Below are 16,903 nucleotides of genomic sequence, written 5' to 3'. Positions count from 1 at the left end.
GTGCGTGTTTACCTGACTCTCCTTCTCATTCTGACCATCGCGTACGCCCCGTTTCCCACGGGGTTTTCGCGTATCGACGCCCCCACCGCCCACCAACGCATCACCATCGTGGGCTACAAGCGGGATAATTTTGGGCACGGTTGGCAGCGTCACGCCACCGGGTGCACGACTCGCGAGCACGCCATGGCCTACGCGTTCGAGCAACCACACTGCGAGGTGCCCTACCGACAGTGGGCACCGGTAGACGTCCTCGACCCGTATACACGCAAACGAATCAGCCCAAGCGATGTGGAGCTCGACCACCTTTTCCCGCTTTCCGCGGCCTGGGATATGGGCGCCCATGCCTGGACCGATGAGCAACGCCTCCAATTCGCGAACGATCCCCATAACCTCATCGTGACCTCACGCGACGCGAACCAGCAAAAATCAGACATGTTGCCGAGCGAATGGATGCCTTCGTCTGTCCCGCAACAGTGCGCGTACGCCCGCCAGCTCGCACGAGTAGCTACTATGTACGGCCTGCGTGTGAGCACCAGCGACCTCCGCACCATGCGACACGCCTGCCGGGGCTGGCGGGGCATCGCCGCCCGCTTCGCAGGAATCGGGATGTTCCCAACTGCCAATTCACCTAGGTGATAGTGGACGTATCAAGTACAGTGGTTGCCTATGACTACTCTGTTAACTTTTCTTCACGTCGCAGCGGCCATCCTGCTGCTGGGCCCAATCGTTGTGTCCACTTCGATGTTCCCCCGCCAGGCCGCCGAGGCGCATACGGGCGACACAGCTGCTGCGGGCCGAGCGTCAATCCTGTACCGCATTTCGCGCACCTACGGCATTGCGTCCTCGCTCGTTCCGCTGCTCGGCGTCGCAATCCTCTTCGGTGACTGGGCTGCGTACAAGACGAACTACTTCCTGCACACCTCTATCGTGTTGGCGGTTATCGCCTGGGCACTGTTGCTCTTTGTAGTCATCCCGACCCAGCGCAAGATGGTAGGCACGCTTGGCGAGCTGGAGCCAGCCGAAGCAGACCCGGCCGACGTCACCGCGAACTTTGAAAAGTCGAAGGCGAAGGCCTCCGCCTTCGCCGGTGTGTTTAACCTGCTGTGGTTCATCGTGTTGGTGCTGATGTTCTTGCCAGCACCAACCTTCTAAGCCACTAAAACTTTATCGACGACGCCAAGCTAAGCAGCGCCAACACGATCGGCACTACGATCGCGGCAATCTCACCTGGAGACATATCACTTGACCCCTCTGATTTGGATGAGGAGTCCCGCTCCGAACTCTTATCGGAGGACAACAGCCGGTCGTACAGGCCGGCTTCATTAATTCCGGCAGCCCCAAAAATCAGGTCCGACGCTTCGGACTGGCTGACCTTCTTCCCCTCAGCAATCGGGGCGGCCCACAGCCATTCTTTTCCCTTAATCTCGATGCCATTGATGCTGGCTGCACCAGCATTGCCAAACGCCGGGCCCGCTGACAGGACGCCTGCAAACTTCTTTGTGCCGTCCTGCTCTTCTACCCAGATTGGACCGCCCGAGTCCCCTGACCTTGGCGAGCGTACTGTGGCAGAGAACCCACCCCCACCACGCGCCGCGCGGTGGAACTCCCCGCACGTGACATCGTTCGTTCCCGTATGTGATGTTTCCCCGTGGAAGCACGTCTTCACACCACGTTTGATAGAAGTGATATCCGCTTTGATGTCACCTGAGTAGATGTTCTCCCCCATGGTGACACCGGGGTCCCACTCGATCCGGGCGAAGTCGTTCGAATACTGCTGGTCGTAGCCCGGTGAAAGGTGCAGGGTACCAATGTTCCCCGTGATGGGCCGGTCCGTTTTCCTGTCGTACAACGCTATCCGAGCCCCATCGCCTCCGCAGTGCGCTGCGGTGTAGCTGACACCAGTCTCGTGATCGTTAAATCCGAGCGTGCACAGACCACTGCCGGCGTAGATAGCGTCGCCCTGGGTAGGTTGGATTGGCGCCGCAGTAGCGCTTGGCGCAGCAATCGCTACCGCACACACGGTAACGGCCAGCACCGATGTGTATTTCTTTTTCAACATGCTCCCATACTGGCACAGTTCCACAGAAAAACTAGATGACTAGCTGTAATTCACGGCACCCGGCAAAAATCCGGCGAGTGCGCTAAACCCATCGGTCACAGCGCCACGAACCGCATCAGCAGCGGGCCCAACTGCCGAACCCGACGCTGGCATCACAAGGTTCTGCGCATACAGACCTAACAGCCGCGACTCAGCAACACGAGGCCCATCCGTGGTGTGTACCCCGACAACCAGGTCCCGCGAGCCCAACACTGGGAGTTTTTGCGCGACCCACTGTGAGGAAATCACCCCAACAAATCCGCGCCCGGGAATCCACAAGGGCCCGCCAGAGTCACCGGGGCGGGTCATCGGCGCTTCGACGAAGAACGTGTTGCCCTCTGCCCCACCGAAGCGACCACACGTTGGCGCTCCCGTCGATCGGTTCGAAGTTTGCCCGTAGTAGCACACGCGCTCGCCGACGGCGATGCTGTTCGGGTTCACCCACGTATCACCCGAGAAACGGTTGCCACCAATCTGCACCGGGGCATCCCACTGGATCGCGGCCCAGTCATTGCCGAGGCGGCCGTCGTACGCCTTCGAGCGATACAGCGTGCCCACCTGCGGCGAGGCAACCCGCGCGTTGTGGTCCACGATTCGCACCCGTGCGCCTTCAGGGCCACAGTGTGCAGCGACGAGGCTGCGCCTGCGTGAGGGCTCGTTGAAGCCAACAGTGCAATACCCGCCGCCTTCAACCATCACGGCTCCGCCCTGCTCGATGCGCTGCAGGTTTTGTGCAGATGCGGACGGCATATTCGTTACGACGCCCACTCCAAGGGCAAGCGCCCACCCCAGCGTGAGCAAACGGCGATTCAACTTCATGCCAGTGGAGTCTACTGCACAACCACGCAATGAAAAACGCACCTACCGAGCAACCATTGCTCGGCAGGTGCGCTCAGCTCCTAGGGAAACTAGTCCCAGTTGCGGTCGTTCCCGCGGCCACGGCCACGACCACCACGGCGGTCATCACGATCGTAGCCACCGCGACCACGACCACGGCCACGTCCGCCACGGCGGTCATCGCGATCGTATCCGCCACGGCCACGTCCGCCACGACCCCGCGGAGGTGCACCGTGATCGCGCTGGATATTGATCAGCTGGCCCGAGATACGGGTATCCGTCAACCGATCAAGCACTGCCCTATCAAGGTTCTTCGGCAGCTCAACCAGCGTGAAATCCCCACCGATCGTGATACGTCCAAAGTCCTTCGAGCTCAAGCCACCCTCGTTGGCAAGTGCGCCAACGATTGCGCCTGGGCGGACATGCTGGCGCTTACCAACATCCAGACGGTAGGTATCGAAGTTCTCCGAGTCGTGTTCGAAACGGCTGCGGCCCCCACGACGGTCATCGCGGTCGCGCCCGCGACCACGCCTCTCATCGCGGTTCCACTGGTCGCGGTCGCGGCGATCACGGCGGTCCTTCGGCGGCTCCTTCATCAGGAACTCGTCGCCAGCCAGGGCCTGCGTAGCCAAAGCGGCAGCGATGTCGTCCATCGGCACGTTGTTGGTGGCCGAGTACTCGCGGACCATCGACTTGAATACCTGCACATCGCTCGCTTCGAGCGACTCGGTGATGGAGTCCATGAACTTGGTCTTACGACTGTCGTTCACCTCGTCGACCGTCGGCAGGTCCATCTCCTCGATGGTCGCGTTGGTCACTCGTTCGATGGAACGCAGCATGCGACGCTCACGCGGCGTAACGAACAGGATCGCCTCACCGGTGCGGCCTGCGCGGCCGGTGCGGCCGATGCGGTGCACGTACGACTCGGTGTCGTTCGGGATGTCGTAGTTCAGCACGTGGCTGATGCGTTCGACGTCCAAGCCACGAGCGGCGACATCGGTAGCGACCAGGATGTCGAGGCGGCCGTCGCGAAGCTGATCGACGGTGCGCTCACGCTGCTGCTGAGCGATGTCACCGTTGATGGCAGCTGCGGAGAACCCGCGAGCACGCAGCTTCTCCGCGAGCTCCTCCGTCTCCTGCTTCGTGCGCACGAAGACAATCATGGCCTCGAATTCGGTGACTTCGAGGATTCGTGTGATCGCGTCGAGTTTGTTGCGGTGCGCCGTGAACAGGTAGCGCTGGGTGATGTTCGTGTTGGTGCGCGTCTTCGACTTGACCGTCACTTCGGTCGGATTGTCGAGGTAGTGCTTCGAGATGCGACGAATCGCGTTCGGCATCGTCGCCGAGAACAGTGCAACCTGCTTCTCTTCCGGCGTGTCCTCCAGGATGCGCTCCACGTCTTCCTGGAAGCCCATGTTCAGCATCTCGTCTGCCTCATCGAGCACGAGGAAGCGCAGGTTGGAAATGTCCAACGAGCCCTTCTCCAGGTGATCGATGACGCGGCCCGGTGTGCCCACGATGATCTGGGCGCCGCGGCGCAGGCCGGACAGCTGGATGCCGTAGGCCTGACCGCCGTAGATCGGCAGCACGGAGATGCCACCAAGGTGGTCTGCAAACGACTGGAAGGAATCCGATACCTGCAGCGCCAGCTCGCGGGTCGGCGCGAGGATGAGCGCCTGTGGGTAGCGCTCCTTGCGGTCAATTCGGGAAAGAATCGGCAACGCAAAGGCCGCGGTCTTACCGGTACCCGTCTGCGCGAGGCCGACCACATCGCGGCCTTCCATCAACAGCGGAATGGTTTCAGCCTGGATGGCGGATGGCTGCTCAAAGCCCACCTTCTTCACAGCATCCACGACTTCTTCGGGCAGGTTCAGGTTCTCGAACCCGTTCGCTGGCTCTTCAGCGGTCTCGTCTGCCTCTGTGACCTCGTCCACCTCGCTCCCAGCGAGGTCCGCCACGTCGCCACCGACGACATCGGCAAGGCTCAAGATCTGCTCAGTCTCATTAGTTTCGGCATTGGCTGCGTCCTGCGCAGCGCCGGTTTCCTCAGAAACTCCCGCATCCCTGGTGTCTTCACGTGCAGCATCCGCTGCGACATCCTGCGGGTTTTCCTGATTTTCCGACACATTCATATCCGGCTCTTTCTCGCCGCCGGTGGCGTTTTCGGAAGTGATCATTGTTTCCCCACAGTACGCCACCCTGCTGTGTTTTTCCTATTCGCCACCGGCAACGTCATACATGCCACAAGTCCGCCACCGTCTTCAGCGGGTCGCGCCTCGAGTGTCAGCTCCCCGTGGTGTGCTCGCGCGATCGTGTCCACCAGCGCCAGCCCAAGCCCATGTCCCCGGCGCGCCCCGGGAACTCGCGCATTCGCCCTACTGAAAGGCTCGACGAGCTGCCCGACTGTGGCCGGGTCCAACACATCACCACTGTTGACGACGCCCACTTCGACGCCATCGCCAGAATCGGTCTTGTGAGCATGAATTGAAACAGCCCCATCCGCGCCGTGGATGCGGGCGTTGTCGGTGAGGTTTTGGATCGCGTGGCGCAGCAGCACCTCGTCGCCGAGCACGTGGAGGTTTGGGGCGATGGTTGCGTCGATACCTGGCGTGTTCGCTGTGAGGGCGGTGATGAGTTGCGTAAGGTCAATGTCTTGCGCCTCGAGCACCTTGGCCTCGGCCTGACTGAAGTTCAGCAGCGAGGTGACCATTTCGGCGGATGATGCGTTGACAGTGCGTATGTCAAGGATGGCATCCCGTAATTCCTCCGCGGGGGCATCCTGGTCCAGAAGCGCGACATCAGCGATGGTTTGGATGGTCGCGATCGGGGTTTTCAGCTCGTGGGACGCATTCGAAGCAAAGCGTTGCCGTGCCCCAATGGAGTGGGCAAGGGATTCTAGCATCGAATCGAGTGCGTGCGCAAGGTCAGCAACATCGTCAGCGGGGCCTTCGTAGTCAAACCTCTGGTCAAGATCGCCGGCAGAGACCAAGCGCGCAGTCGCAGCGATGGTACGTACGGGCTTGAGCAACACACCCGCAACGAACCAACCGATGGCGCCGGCGAGAGCGGTCAGCACGCACAGAGCGACGAGCGAGGCACCGAGCATCACGTTGAGCACCTCGTGCGAGATAGGTACAGAGCCGTCGATGAACGCACCATCGACTCCGGGGCCTCCCCCGGCGCCTTCGATCACCGCTTGTACAGGCACTGGGGTTAAGCGCAGGTAAAGGTACACCACTGCGGTGAGGCTCAGCCCTGCAGTAAACACTGTCGCGACGAAGAGCCAGGACGTACGGGCGCGAAGTGACAGGCTCATTGGTAGGGCTCCTCAGCCACGTAATACCCAGCGCCCGGCATGGTCTGCACGATCCATGGCTGCCCCAGTTTCCGGCGCAGGTGAGAGATAGTAACGCGAATCGAGTTAGAGAACGGATCAGCGTTTGCATCCCAGGCCTCTTCCAGCAGCTGCTCTGCGGAAATAACGTCCCCCTGCGCGCGCATCAGCGTTGCCAGCACAGCAAATTCTTTCGGAGACAGCGCAATCGGCTGGTCGCCTCGACGAACCTGGCGGGTGCCTTTATCGAGCATGACGTCTCCGCAAGCGAGCACCGACGCTGGCTCGGGCGCTCCGCGACGCAGCAGCGCCTTGACCCGGGCTAACAGCTCGGGCAGTTCGAATGGTTTCGTCAGGTAATCGTCCGCCCCCACCTCAAACCCCTCGAGGCGGTCTTCAAGCGTTGCAGAGGCAGTCAGCATCAACACGCGCGTGTTCGGGAACGACTCGCGCACGGCGGCACACACATCGTCACCGTGTACCTCGGGAATATCGCGGTCGAGCACAACCACATCAATCGGCTGCGATTCCAGGCGTTCGAGCGCGGAGCGGCCGTCGTAACGCACATCGACAATCATGTCTTCGCGACGCAGTGCTTTGCCTAATGCATCAGCAAGCAGGGTTTCGTCCTCAACGACCAAAATCTTCGGCGGCGCAGCCATCACAACTGTCCCTTCCACGTTGGAGTTCTCTCATTCAGCTGTGATTCTAATTGGGGTTTCGTGCGGGGCTGCAATGTTAACGCTCTCGCAACATAGCGCTTCGTAGCATGAGCACCATGTCAAAGACTTCCACACCAGACTCACGCGTGAACGGCATTGATTACGCACGCGCAGTCGCGCTGGCCGCCATGATATTTGCGCACCTCACTCATTCGACTGGGGTCGCGGGACAACTACTTTATGGGTTTCCCGCAGCGACGTTCGCGTTCCTGGCAGGCATCTCGATGGAGCTGATGGCCCGCCGCGCCCAAGAAGTAGGTGGCGAAGCGGTCGCGCGCTGCCGCCATAGCTTTTACGTGCGCGGCACGCTACTCATCGTGCTGCATGTACTGCTGGTGCCGTTTGCTGGTGACATCGAGGTCGTGCTCTTAGTCTTTGGCATCTGCTACCTCTGCTTGGCGACGGTCCCCCACTGGCCAACCGCACGTTTAGGGTTACTGCTTGCGGGGCTGCTCGTAGCATCTGCTGCAACGGCTGCGCTCGGGCAAGTTGCCGCCCTGCCAGCAGCAGTCTTCGGGGCTCCCTACCCAGTCTTCTCGTGGGCCGCACTCATGGTCGCCGGCATGGTGGCGTGGCGCATTGTGCTGCACCATGCGTGGCGCCGTTGGGCTGCAGTCGGCGTCGCGGCCGTTGCGCTGCCTACTGTCATTGCGACCCGGCTACACCTGGACACGGCTGGTGCAAACCTGCTCGTCACCGCAATCGATCCGAACGGGCATACCGGAGGACTCATTTCAGTAATCGGCGAATGTGCCGTCGCTGCTGGCGTGACAGCCCTGTGCATTATCATCTCGCAGTTCGTGCCTTTCGGTTGTGACATGGGCCGAATGCCGCTGACCGTGTACTGTGCGCACGTCATCACTGCGAACGGACACAGCGGAGCAGTGTTTGCGGCAGCCACCGTGATAGTCGCATTCGCGTTCGCTGTACTGTGGCGCAGTTTCTTTACCCGCGGCCCACTTGAAGCAGCGATGCGCACCATCGTGACCCGCGCGACCCGTACCGATCTCCCCGCACTCAAACACTAAAGAAAAGGAAAACCGATGAAACTACATACTTCCACCCGCATTATTAGTTCCTGCGTCGCTGCTGTGCTCGTAGCACTCCCAGCAGCACCTGCTTTTGCAATGCAGTCCGATACGTTCGCAGAGCCATCAGCCGAGTCCAACGCAGTAGTCTCCGTCCGCACCGCCGACGACGATCCAGACACCGGCGTGTGCACCGGCACCGCAATTGCGTCGCATTGGGTGATTACCGCGCGCCACTGCATGGACCACCTTCCAAAAGCCGGTGGGTCCGTGCGTACTGGCCAGGGCGACGACCAAAAGTTTTTCGACGTCGATAAGTGGATGACCACCCCGAAGGGCGACATCGCACTGCTGCACACCAGCGAAGACCTCGGCCTTGATTCCTACCCCGATCTTTCCGACGACATCCCGGCCGCAGGCAGCGATGCCAAGTTCTACGGCTGGTCCTCTGATGGCTCTGGCGCAGGACGCACGCTTCCCTACGCGGAGGCAACCGTCGATGGCTCAACCCCAATGATCCTGTTCGAAGGCACCGACGGCGTCGAAGCCACCATGAAAGATGGGGCAGCGACGCAGCCTGGCGATTCTGGCGGCGCACTCTTCAGCGAGGGCAAAGTGGCGGCCATTGCGTCCGCGTCACTGTTTATGGATCCAGACAACCCAGAATCCGCTGAGGAGGGTGTGAGCCCAAAGGTCGCCTTCGCCCCCGTTTCTTCCCAAGCGGACTGGATCCGCGAGCAGATCTCCGCGACGGATGAATCCGCTGAAGCGACGAACGACGACAGCACCGAAGGTTCACAAACCTGGTTGCTCATCGCAGTAGGCGCAATCGCTGTGATTGCCCTAGCTGGCGCTGCGGTCGCCCGCTCACGGAAGCGCGATGGTGACACCGCAAAGTAGCGCTGACCGAAAAGGCGATAGAACTCACAGAAATACCTGTGAATAATTTACAGAGCAGCGTAATTAAACGTTATGATGTCTGCCATGACTTCCCGCTCGTCGAAGCCCAAGGGGCTTACACACCGCCATATTCACTTCATCGCCCTCGGGTCGGCAATCGGTACCGGCCTCTTCTACGGCTCGGCCGGCGCAATTCAGGCCGCCGGGCCGTCAGTACTGCTCGTGTACCTGTTCGGAGGGGCCGTCGTCTACTTCATGTTGCGCGCCCTGGGCGAGATGAGCGTGCAGCACCCAGTTCGTGGGTCATTTGCGGTGTACACCAGGGAGCACCTTGGCGGCCTGGGCGGATACATCACCGGGTGGATGTTCGCCTTCGAGATGATGATCGTCTGCCTCGCAGACTTGACCGCCATCGGCATTTATATGAAGTTCTGGTTCCCGGACACCCCGGCGTGGGTGTGGATTACCACAACGCTGCTGATTATCGGCGCGGCGAACCTCGCGTCCGTTCGCTGGTTCGGCGAGCTGGAGTTCGCATTTACCCTTATCAAAGTCGTTGCAGTGGTCGCCATGATCGTTGGCGGCGCTGCAATCCTGGCGTTCGGGTTGGGCACGAACCCCGAGGCGACCGGCATTTCTAACCTTTGGAACGACGGCGGCTTCTTCCCGAACGGCATCGAGGGCATGATCGCAGCGTTCATCCTCGTACTTTTCGCGTTCGGCGGCACCGAGATCATCGGCGTTGCCGGCACTGAGGCCGATGACCCAGACCGCTCGATCCCGAAGGCGGTCAACACCGTGCCACTGCGCATCCTGCTGTTCTATGTCCTGGCCATCCTGGTCATTCTTATGCTCAACCCATGGCGCGCAATGACCGGCGAAGAAAGCCCATTCGTTCAGATCTTTGACACGCTCGGCGTGAACTGGGCTGCCGCGCTACTCAACCTTGTTGTCATCACCGCCGCACTTTCTGCAATTAATGCAGACCTGTTCGGCACAGGGCGCGTCCTGACAGGCCTGGCCAAGGAAGGCCTCGCACCGAAGATGATGAAGCGCACCATCCGCGATATCCCAGTGATGACGACCATCACCCTGCTCCTGGTACTCGTCATCGGCGTTATTCTCAACGCTCGCTACCCGAACATTTTCGAAACTATCGCGGCGCTGGCGACTTTTGCCACCGTGTTTGTCTGGCTGATGATCCTGCTTGCACACGTTGCTTCCCGCCGAAATATGTCCGCCGCAGAGCGCGAAAACCTGAGCTTCCCGGTGCCGTTCTGGCCCTACGGTCAGTGGTTCGCGATCGTATTCATCCTGTTCACATTCGGCATCATGGTCTGGCTGCCGCAGTATCACATGGCGCTCGCCGTCGGTGTTGCGTTCCTGGTGATCATGACGGTGCTCTACTTCGTCACCGGACGCCCGAAGGCAGTCGCTCAAGCACACGTCACCTACGAGATGAAATAGCACATATTTTCGAATATAAATATCCAATGTCGGCCACGCACGCTATCCTATGGCTACATGTTCCAAGCTCTTAGCCAAAAGGAGACGCAATGCGCCTATCTACGGTAGCTTCCGACCCAACGTTGACCTCTATCGAGATCTGCGCTGGGGCCGGTGGCCAAGCACTTGGATTAGAACAGGCGGGGTTCCACCATTTGGCCGTTGTGGAAATCGATAATTGGGCAGCGGAAACGCTGCGCGCCAACCGCGGTAGCGACCACCCTCACCCTTGGCCAGTACATGAGATGGATGTCCATGACTTCGACGGCACCGTTTGGCGCGACCAGGTCGATCTCTTTGCAGGTGGCGTACCTTGCCCGCCCTTTTCAATTGCTGGAAAGCAGCTTGGCGCAGACGATGAGCGCGATTTGTTTCCCCAAGCCCTTCGCCTGGTAGAAGAAATCAACCCGAAGGCCGTGATGCTGGAAAACGTCCGTGGCCTCGGGCAAAAGCGGTTTGATGCGTATCGCAACGAGATCGTTAGTGAACTCGATCGCATGGGATACACCACCTACTGGTCACTCTTTCAATCCGCAGATTTCGGGGTCCCTCAGCTGCGTCCGCGCTTCATATTGGTGGCACTCAAGCATGAGTATGCTGAGTTTTTCGAGTGGCCAACTCCGAATATGCGCCACACTTCAGTTGGTAGCGCTCTTCGTCACCTCATGGGTGAAAACGGTTGGCCTGGAGCAGATGCCTGGGCTGAGCAGGCCAATACCGTGGCGCCGACTCTGGTTGGCGGGTCAAAGAAGCACGGGGGCCCAGATGTCGGCCCAACTCGAGCGAAAGCAGCTTGGAAGAAACTCGGTGTCCGAGGCACTTCGATCGCAGATAGTGCACCAGACCCTGATTTCCCCGTTGATGATCCTGATAATCTGCCACGCCTCACTGTCCGAATGGGCGGTGTCATTCAAGGTTTTCCGGAGAACTGGGACTGGCAAGGCGGGAAAACTGCTCAATGGCGCCAGGTCGGCAACGCATTTCCACCACCGGTCGCAGCTGCGATCGGAACCTCGATTAAGAAGGCACTACTTTCCTACGCTGCGACGACAAAAACTCCGAAAGTCTCACCGCAACTGACTCTTCCTACGCACGCATAAGGACCGCAAATGACCGACACCCATGAAGGTGACTTTTCGTACGAACTTGCCGAGCTTTTTCGCAGCAAGTTTCCCGACGGCGAAACGATGGGAAGAATTTTTCGCCAAACGTTCGACCAGGCCTTTGACGGTCAGCACACAGGCAGGTTCAGTCCTTCCCAGCTCAGCAAGACGGAGCTTGCCCACATCGGCTCGCTAGTCGAGATCAACATTCGACGCAGATTTGACGGCATCATCACTGATGGCGACAAGATGGATTTCAAGATCCTTGGCCAGGAAGTTGACTGCAAGTATTCAAAAAGCCCATATGGCTGGATGATCCCGATGGAGGCTGTCGGTCACCACGCAATGCTTTGCCACGCAGATGAAGCCACTTCGACTTTTCGGGTTGGCTTCATCAAGATTACCGATGACATCCTCACCGCTGGTGGTAACCGGGACCGCAAGCGCACCATCAAAGCAGCGGCGCGCAAAAATATCGAATGGGCATGGTTCGATCACCCATACCCAAGCAACGTACTGCTCCATGCGGATGCAGATACTGTTGCCTCAATAATGCATTTGGCGTCTGGACAGCAACGCCTCGACATGTTGTTCCGCTCGATCCAGCAGGTTCTCATTCCACGCGGCATTGTTTACACCGTCGCCCAGCAAAAAGACCCGATGAAGCGCATTCGATACAACGGCGGTTCCAGATCACGGCTCCAAGACGAAGGCATTCTCATCCTGGGGGATTACCGTCGCCACCAAGCAATCGCTGAGGCACTCCTGCTACCGATTTGCAGAGATGGTGACAGCCTTGCAGTACGAGTAGTACCTGCTGAACCAGATTTTGTAGGACCAGTCGTAGAGATTGAACGGCAGGCGTGGCGGATCGCGACCGAAGCCGACCCAGTACATCGAGCACCACGCCTCCCCTTCTAGATCCCCAACAGCCTACCGCCCGGTTATGCCCGGCTATTTCCGTTATCTTGGTTACATATTTCGATTGGTATTCCCATTGTCGAGGAAAATCTGCAATGATAGAGAGCGGAACATAGTTTTACTGGATTCAGGAGAGATCACATGACTATCACCAATCCGTCTACCCCGTCGAATAACATCACACCAGGCAACAAGATTGTCCTGATCGGTGCTGGTGATGTCGGCGTCGCGTTCGCATACGCCATTCTCAACCAGGGCATTTGCGACCACCTCGCCATTATCGACCTGAACGAGAAGAAGACGTGGGGTGAGGTCGAGGACCTCAACCACGCAATGCCGTACTCAGGCCACAACACCAAGATCACGGTCGGCACCTACGAGGACTGCCGCGACGCAGCGCTCATCGTCAACTGTGCAGGTGTTGCACAGCGCGACGGCGAAACCCGCCTTGAGCTCGTGGGCCGCAATGTGAAGATCTTCGAGTCCATCAACAAGGAAGTGATGGCCAACGGCTTCAACGGCATCTACCTGGTTGCAACCAACCCTGTCGATGTCCTGACCTACGCCACCTGGAAGCAGACCGGTCTTTCCTCCGCACAGGTCGTGGGTTCCGGCACCATTCTGGACACCGCACGCTGGCGCTGCAACCTCGGCAAGTACTTCGGTGTTTCCGCAAGCTCTGTCCACTCCTACATCATCGGTGAGCACGGCGACACCGAGCTGCCTGTCGTGGCATCCGGCTCCGTCGCTGGCGTTTCGCTGCGTCGTCGTCTGGAGAAGGAAGCAGAAACCGATCCGAAGATCTATGAGCGCATCGACGAGATGTTCGTCGCAACCCGCGATGCCGCCTACAAGATCATCGAAGCCAAGGGCTCCACGTCCTTCGGTATCGGTGCTGGCCTTGCCCGCATCACCCGCGCAATCCTGATGAACGAGGACGTCGTGCTGCCAGTCTCTGCTCACCTTGAAGGCCAGTACGGTCAGGACGACATCTACATCGGCACCCCTGCGGTCATCAACCGCAACGGTGTCCGCGAAGTTGTCGAGCTGCACCTCGAAGATAGCGAGAAGGAAAAGTTCGATCACTCCGCCAACACCCTTCGTGGCGTGATGGTCGAAGCTGGCCTCACCGAGGCGTAAGCTCTGCTTCTCCTTTTCAGCAGCGCCCACCGGTCACACTCCGGCGGGCGCTTTGTTTTGCACTAGTCCTCCGCCCGCAGGTGCCTTGTTGTCTCCAGCGCTCTGTCGCCGCGTGTGAGCGCATCGTAGGTGGCGCAGCAGGCGTCGAAAAGCTTGACGACGTCCCCTGCGTCCACACCCGTGGTGTCGAGAAGGAACGCGTTCGGGTCATCGTCTTCTTCTGCTGGCGCGAGTGTCGCCCATTGGCCATCAGCCTGGATATCACCGAGCGCGACTTGTGCGGCGAACAGAGCACCGCCGCCAACCCTGTCAGCCCCGATTTCTCCCAGCGGAGGGCACTTTCGCGTATCCACCGGAGTTAGCGTGTCTGGCGCTGTACAAACGGTGATCGCTACAGGGGTGTCATGCAGCACCACATCGGAGGCATCTTGGTCCAGGCAAAGGCCAGATTCAAGGACAACGATGTGCTCGAGCGCATCGAAGTACTCGGGGGAGCGCCGAGAAAACTCAGCAAGGTTTGTGAGAGGCCCCGTGCAGATTAAGCACAGGTCCTGCGTACCACGCTCGCATGCGTCTGCCCAGAGAAGATCCCAGTCGTTTGCGACGTACCGCTCCGGGACGTGAGCAGCGCCCAACCCGGCAGTATCCTGTGGTTGGTGGCCTGGTACATCACAGCCGGTTGCGACGGCAACTGCGGGAAGCCCGCACTTCGACAACACCCAGGCGGCATGTTGGGCGCATTGTTCGGCGGCAGCGGCACCGCTTGACGTTGTCACGCACTCCAGCTCGGCGCGCCCACTGTGGTGCGCGGCCACCACATACGCCAATGCAAGGGCGTCTTCGATTCCCGGGGTGCAGTCAACGATGATTCGCACGGTGCTCCTTTACGCGGCCGACTTGTGCAGAGTTTCCTTACCGTACATTGTCCACAGCAACAGAGCGATCACAGCCACCACGCCACATGCGCCGAACGCAGCAGCGAAACCAAACACCTCCGCTAGGAAACCAATCACTATCGGCGCAGCAATCTGCCCGGAATCCTGCACCATCTGGTAGGTAGAAATCACCTTGCCGCCCGAGCGATCGTTGCCGATGATGTCTGCCAGCGTCGCCTGTAATGAAGGACTCATCAGCCCACCGCCGACACCCGCGCAAACTGAGACTAGCAACAACACCCACACGCTCGTTGCCAAACCCAGCGAACCTGTAAACACTGCTGAGACTGTAAGACCTGCCAAGATACATGGTCGGCGCCCAATCCGGTCGGCCCATCGCCCAGAAAACTGCAGTGTGACGCCCGTGCCCAAGGCAAACGCAGTCAGCGCAAGCCCCGATGCCGCACCACCATTTGCGAAGATAGCCGCCGCGAACAGCGGGAGGACCGAAACGCGCGCGCCGAAGTTTACAAAACCATTCGTGAACGCCACAGCGAGCAACGCGCGGTACGTCGGCTGCTTCCAGGCCCCGCGAAGCGGCATGGGCGGGAGCTGTGCCCTCCGGGTTTCCGGTGCGTGCTTCCGCGACGTCGCAATCCACACAATGGCGGCTGCGAGTCCGACGCCAATTCCGTAGACCGCGAACGGGATCCGGTAGCCGAGAAAACTGAGACCTGCTCCGATAATCGGCCCGAAAATATTGCCCAGCAGAAATGACGACGCGTAGAGTGCATTGGCCCTGCCGCGTATCCCCGGAGGGACCTCACGGACGATGAGGGCCTGGGCAGAGAGCGTGAACATCGTCGAGCCAAAGCCAGCAATGAAGCGCAGCGCCAAAATATGCCAGTACTCTTGCGCAAATGCCACTGCAAACGTTGCAGTTGCCACGATGCTCAGCCCGGTAAGATACACCGGCCGCGATCCAAGCTTGTCCACCAGCACACCTGCACCCGGCGCGCCTAGTAATCGAGCCGCTGCAAACACTGAGATCACGGCTGCGGCTGCTGCCATCGATACGTTGAAGCTGGCTGCGAACTGCGGCAGCACCGGTGCAATAAACCCGTATCCAAGCGCGATGATAAACGCCGCGGTGCACAGCACCCAGATCACTGATGGAAGCTTCGGCGAGGTATCGCGCTGCAAAGTTTGTTTCGTCATACCAGCGACAACCCTAGTCTTTCTTGTCAGGACGTCCCACCGGCAATACAAATTAGCACTTGTGTTCGATGTTCTTGTGAATTCGTGCGTCTTCTGTCCACCGCCTCTCGTACGCTTCGAAGCATGTTCTACGAATCATCGATTGCCCAAGAAATCATGCACCGCTTCTACGACACTGTCCAGGTACTGAGCGCCACGGTGAAGCACCCGCGCTCACTCGCACGCCCAACTGGCTCATGGCGGCCTCCTGTCCTCTCTTTGCCACGGGTGATAGGCAAGGAGCACATCAACCTTGCGCTCACACGGAGGCGAGTCGGTCCCCGCGCCCAAGCAATGGTGCAGGGATACGGCGCATCAGCACGCCCTGCCTACATCATCGAAGCACGGTTCACTGCCCAGTCAGGCGCACCAGTAAACCCCGCAGTCGCTGAAGGTTGGATGCAAGCGCTCTACCCGGACGCGACGGAAGACATGCTCCACCTGTTGCCTCACCCGTACGCTGCAACATATGTCTGGCTTGTCGACGGCCACTTCCAACCCGTCCGCTCACCTTCCTCACTGTTCGCGGGGCTGAACGTGGCATAACCGGCTGACTTACCGGCCTGGTTCGTCATCCAGTGGAAGCAACTGGCTTTCCCATTCTTCTGCCTGGTCGGCAACCAGGTTGAGCACATCAAACAGCCGGTCAATATCGGTGAAGCTTCCCAAATCAAGCTCTTCGGGGTCCGAGTCTTCTTCGTCTGTCGGAACTACGAACTGCACATGCGCGGTTGCGGTGGCGTCGATAACTTCGACCTCCACATGCACCTCTGCTTCTTCGCCGACTTCGGCAACAACAAGCTGACTGTTTTCAGCATCAGGAAAAAACTCAAGTCCGGCGATGCGTTCATCAGCAGCTTCGAGCAAACTACGGAACACGGTCACAACCTCATCAGTAGCGATGTGTTCTGCGACCGCAGCGACTGCATCTTCAGCAGAAAAAATGACTTCGACCAGTGCGGCCTCGAAGTCCTCATCGTCTTCATCTACATCGGCAGCGGCGATATATACGTTTGCGGCCGGTAGTTGCTCGTCAATTACAACGAACTGGATTTCAATCTCGGGCGTGATAGGAACAAACATCGTGTCGTCGTGCACACGAGACTCAATACCTTCACGGTCTAAAGCCGCAGCAATGTCTTCAAGAAAGCTCACGAAGTATCCTCTGCTTTTCGTCATCGG

General features: G+C 59.3%; 17 protein-coding genes. 9 read left to right on the top strand and 8 right to left on the bottom strand.

Annotation, left to right across the window (positions count from 1 at the left end; genetic code table 11):
* Nucleotides 1-636, top strand: coding sequence for an HNH endonuclease family protein (locus BJP08_RS07915; protein ID WP_071569074.1), 636 nt, complete (start codon nt 1-3; stop codon nt 634-636).
* 30 nt (nt 637-666) lie between these two features.
* Entirely contained in the window at nt 667-1,152 is a 486-nt protein-coding gene (locus tag BJP08_RS07910; protein WP_071569073.1) for a DUF2269 domain-containing protein, read from the top strand.
* A 4-nt stretch (nt 1,153-1,156) separates the two neighbouring features.
* Here the strand turns inward: BJP08_RS07910 and BJP08_RS07905 are convergent, their stop codons facing one another.
* From BJP08_RS07905 to BJP08_RS07885, 5 genes are all read right to left on the bottom strand, one after another.
* A complete protein-coding gene (locus BJP08_RS07905) occupies nt 1,157-2,059 on the bottom strand; it encodes a trypsin-like serine protease (protein ID WP_071569072.1) in 903 nt (300 codons plus the stop codon).
* Nucleotides 2,060-2,098: 39 nt separating this feature from the next.
* Nucleotides 2,099-2,917, bottom strand: a complete 819-nt coding sequence (locus BJP08_RS07900) for a trypsin-like serine protease (protein ID WP_071569071.1) — start codon at nt 2,915-2,917, stop codon at nt 2,099-2,101.
* 89 nt (nt 2,918-3,006) lie between these two features.
* Nucleotides 3,007-5,112, bottom strand: a complete 2,106-nt coding sequence (locus BJP08_RS07895; RefSeq protein WP_071569070.1) for a DEAD/DEAH box helicase — start codon at nt 5,110-5,112, stop codon at nt 3,007-3,009.
* Nucleotides 5,109-6,251, bottom strand: coding sequence for a HAMP domain-containing sensor histidine kinase (locus BJP08_RS07890; RefSeq protein WP_071569069.1), 1,143 nt, complete (start codon nt 6,249-6,251; stop codon nt 5,109-5,111). Before BJP08_RS07890 ends, BJP08_RS07895 begins: the two co-directional genes overlap by 4 nt.
* Entirely contained in the window at nt 6,248-6,931 is a 684-nt protein-coding gene (locus BJP08_RS07885; protein ID WP_071569068.1) for a response regulator transcription factor, read from the bottom strand. Before BJP08_RS07885 ends, BJP08_RS07890 begins: the two co-directional genes overlap by 4 nt.
* A 116-nt stretch (nt 6,932-7,047) precedes the next feature.
* Here BJP08_RS07885 and BJP08_RS07880 point away from each other — a divergent pair, with 116 nt between their 5' ends.
* From BJP08_RS07880 to BJP08_RS07855, 6 genes are all read left to right on the top strand, one after another.
* Nucleotides 7,048-8,019 (top strand): hypothetical protein, encoded by a 972-nt coding sequence (locus BJP08_RS07880; protein WP_071569067.1) that lies wholly within the window; start codon nt 7,048-7,050, stop codon nt 8,017-8,019.
* Between the two features lie 15 nt (nt 8,020-8,034).
* Nucleotides 8,035-8,919 carry a trypsin-like serine protease gene (locus BJP08_RS07875; protein ID WP_071569066.1) on the top strand — a complete coding sequence of 295 codons (885 nt, stop codon included), beginning with the start codon at nt 8,035-8,037 and terminating at the stop codon, nt 8,917-8,919.
* A gap of 84 nt (nt 8,920-9,003) precedes the next feature.
* Nucleotides 9,004-10,386, top strand: coding sequence for an amino acid permease (locus BJP08_RS07870; RefSeq protein WP_369816413.1), 1,383 nt, complete (start codon nt 9,004-9,006; stop codon nt 10,384-10,386).
* A gap of 89 nt (nt 10,387-10,475) precedes the next feature.
* Entirely contained in the window at nt 10,476-11,525 is a 1,050-nt protein-coding gene (locus BJP08_RS07865) for a DNA cytosine methyltransferase (protein ID WP_071569065.1), read from the top strand.
* Between the two features lie 9 nt (nt 11,526-11,534).
* Nucleotides 11,535-12,449 (top strand): NaeI family type II restriction endonuclease, encoded by a 915-nt coding sequence (locus BJP08_RS07860; protein WP_071569064.1) that lies wholly within the window; start codon nt 11,535-11,537, stop codon nt 12,447-12,449.
* 141 nt (nt 12,450-12,590) lie between these two features.
* Nucleotides 12,591-13,589: an L-lactate dehydrogenase gene (locus tag BJP08_RS07855; RefSeq protein ID WP_071569063.1), complete on the top strand. Its 999-nt coding sequence runs from the start codon at nt 12,591-12,593 to the stop codon at nt 13,587-13,589.
* Nucleotides 13,590-13,651: 62 nt separating this feature from the next.
* On the opposite strand, the gene BJP08_RS07850 is transcribed toward BJP08_RS07855, so the two are convergent.
* Nucleotides 13,652-14,464 carry a nucleoside hydrolase gene (locus tag BJP08_RS07850; RefSeq protein ID WP_071569062.1) on the bottom strand — a complete coding sequence of 271 codons (813 nt, stop codon included), beginning with the start codon at nt 14,462-14,464 and terminating at the stop codon, nt 13,652-13,654.
* Nucleotides 14,465-14,473: 9 nt separating this feature from the next.
* The gene (locus tag BJP08_RS07845; RefSeq protein ID WP_071569061.1) at nt 14,474-15,682 is read right to left on the bottom strand and encodes an MFS transporter; all 1,209 of its coding nucleotides are present in this window, start codon (nt 15,680-15,682) and stop codon (nt 14,474-14,476) included.
* Nucleotides 15,683-15,805: 123 nt separating this feature from the next.
* Here BJP08_RS07845 and BJP08_RS07840 point away from each other — a divergent pair, with 123 nt between their 5' ends.
* Nucleotides 15,806-16,267: a hypothetical protein gene (locus BJP08_RS07840; RefSeq protein ID WP_071569060.1), complete on the top strand. Its 462-nt coding sequence runs from the start codon at nt 15,806-15,808 to the stop codon at nt 16,265-16,267.
* Nucleotides 16,268-16,276: 9 nt separating this feature from the next.
* On the opposite strand, the gene BJP08_RS07835 is transcribed toward BJP08_RS07840, so the two are convergent.
* Nucleotides 16,277-16,876 carry a hypothetical protein gene (locus BJP08_RS07835; protein WP_071569059.1) on the bottom strand — a complete coding sequence of 200 codons (600 nt, stop codon included), beginning with the start codon at nt 16,874-16,876 and terminating at the stop codon, nt 16,277-16,279.
* Between the last annotated feature and the right edge of the window lie 27 nt (nt 16,877-16,903).

Source organism: Corynebacterium sp. NML140438 (genome assembly GCF_001875725.1).
Classification (GTDB): domain Bacteria; phylum Actinomycetota; class Actinomycetes; order Mycobacteriales; family Mycobacteriaceae; genus Corynebacterium.
The sequence above is the reverse complement of the archived record's forward strand: the minus strand, read 5'-3'. Positions and strand labels throughout refer to the sequence as shown.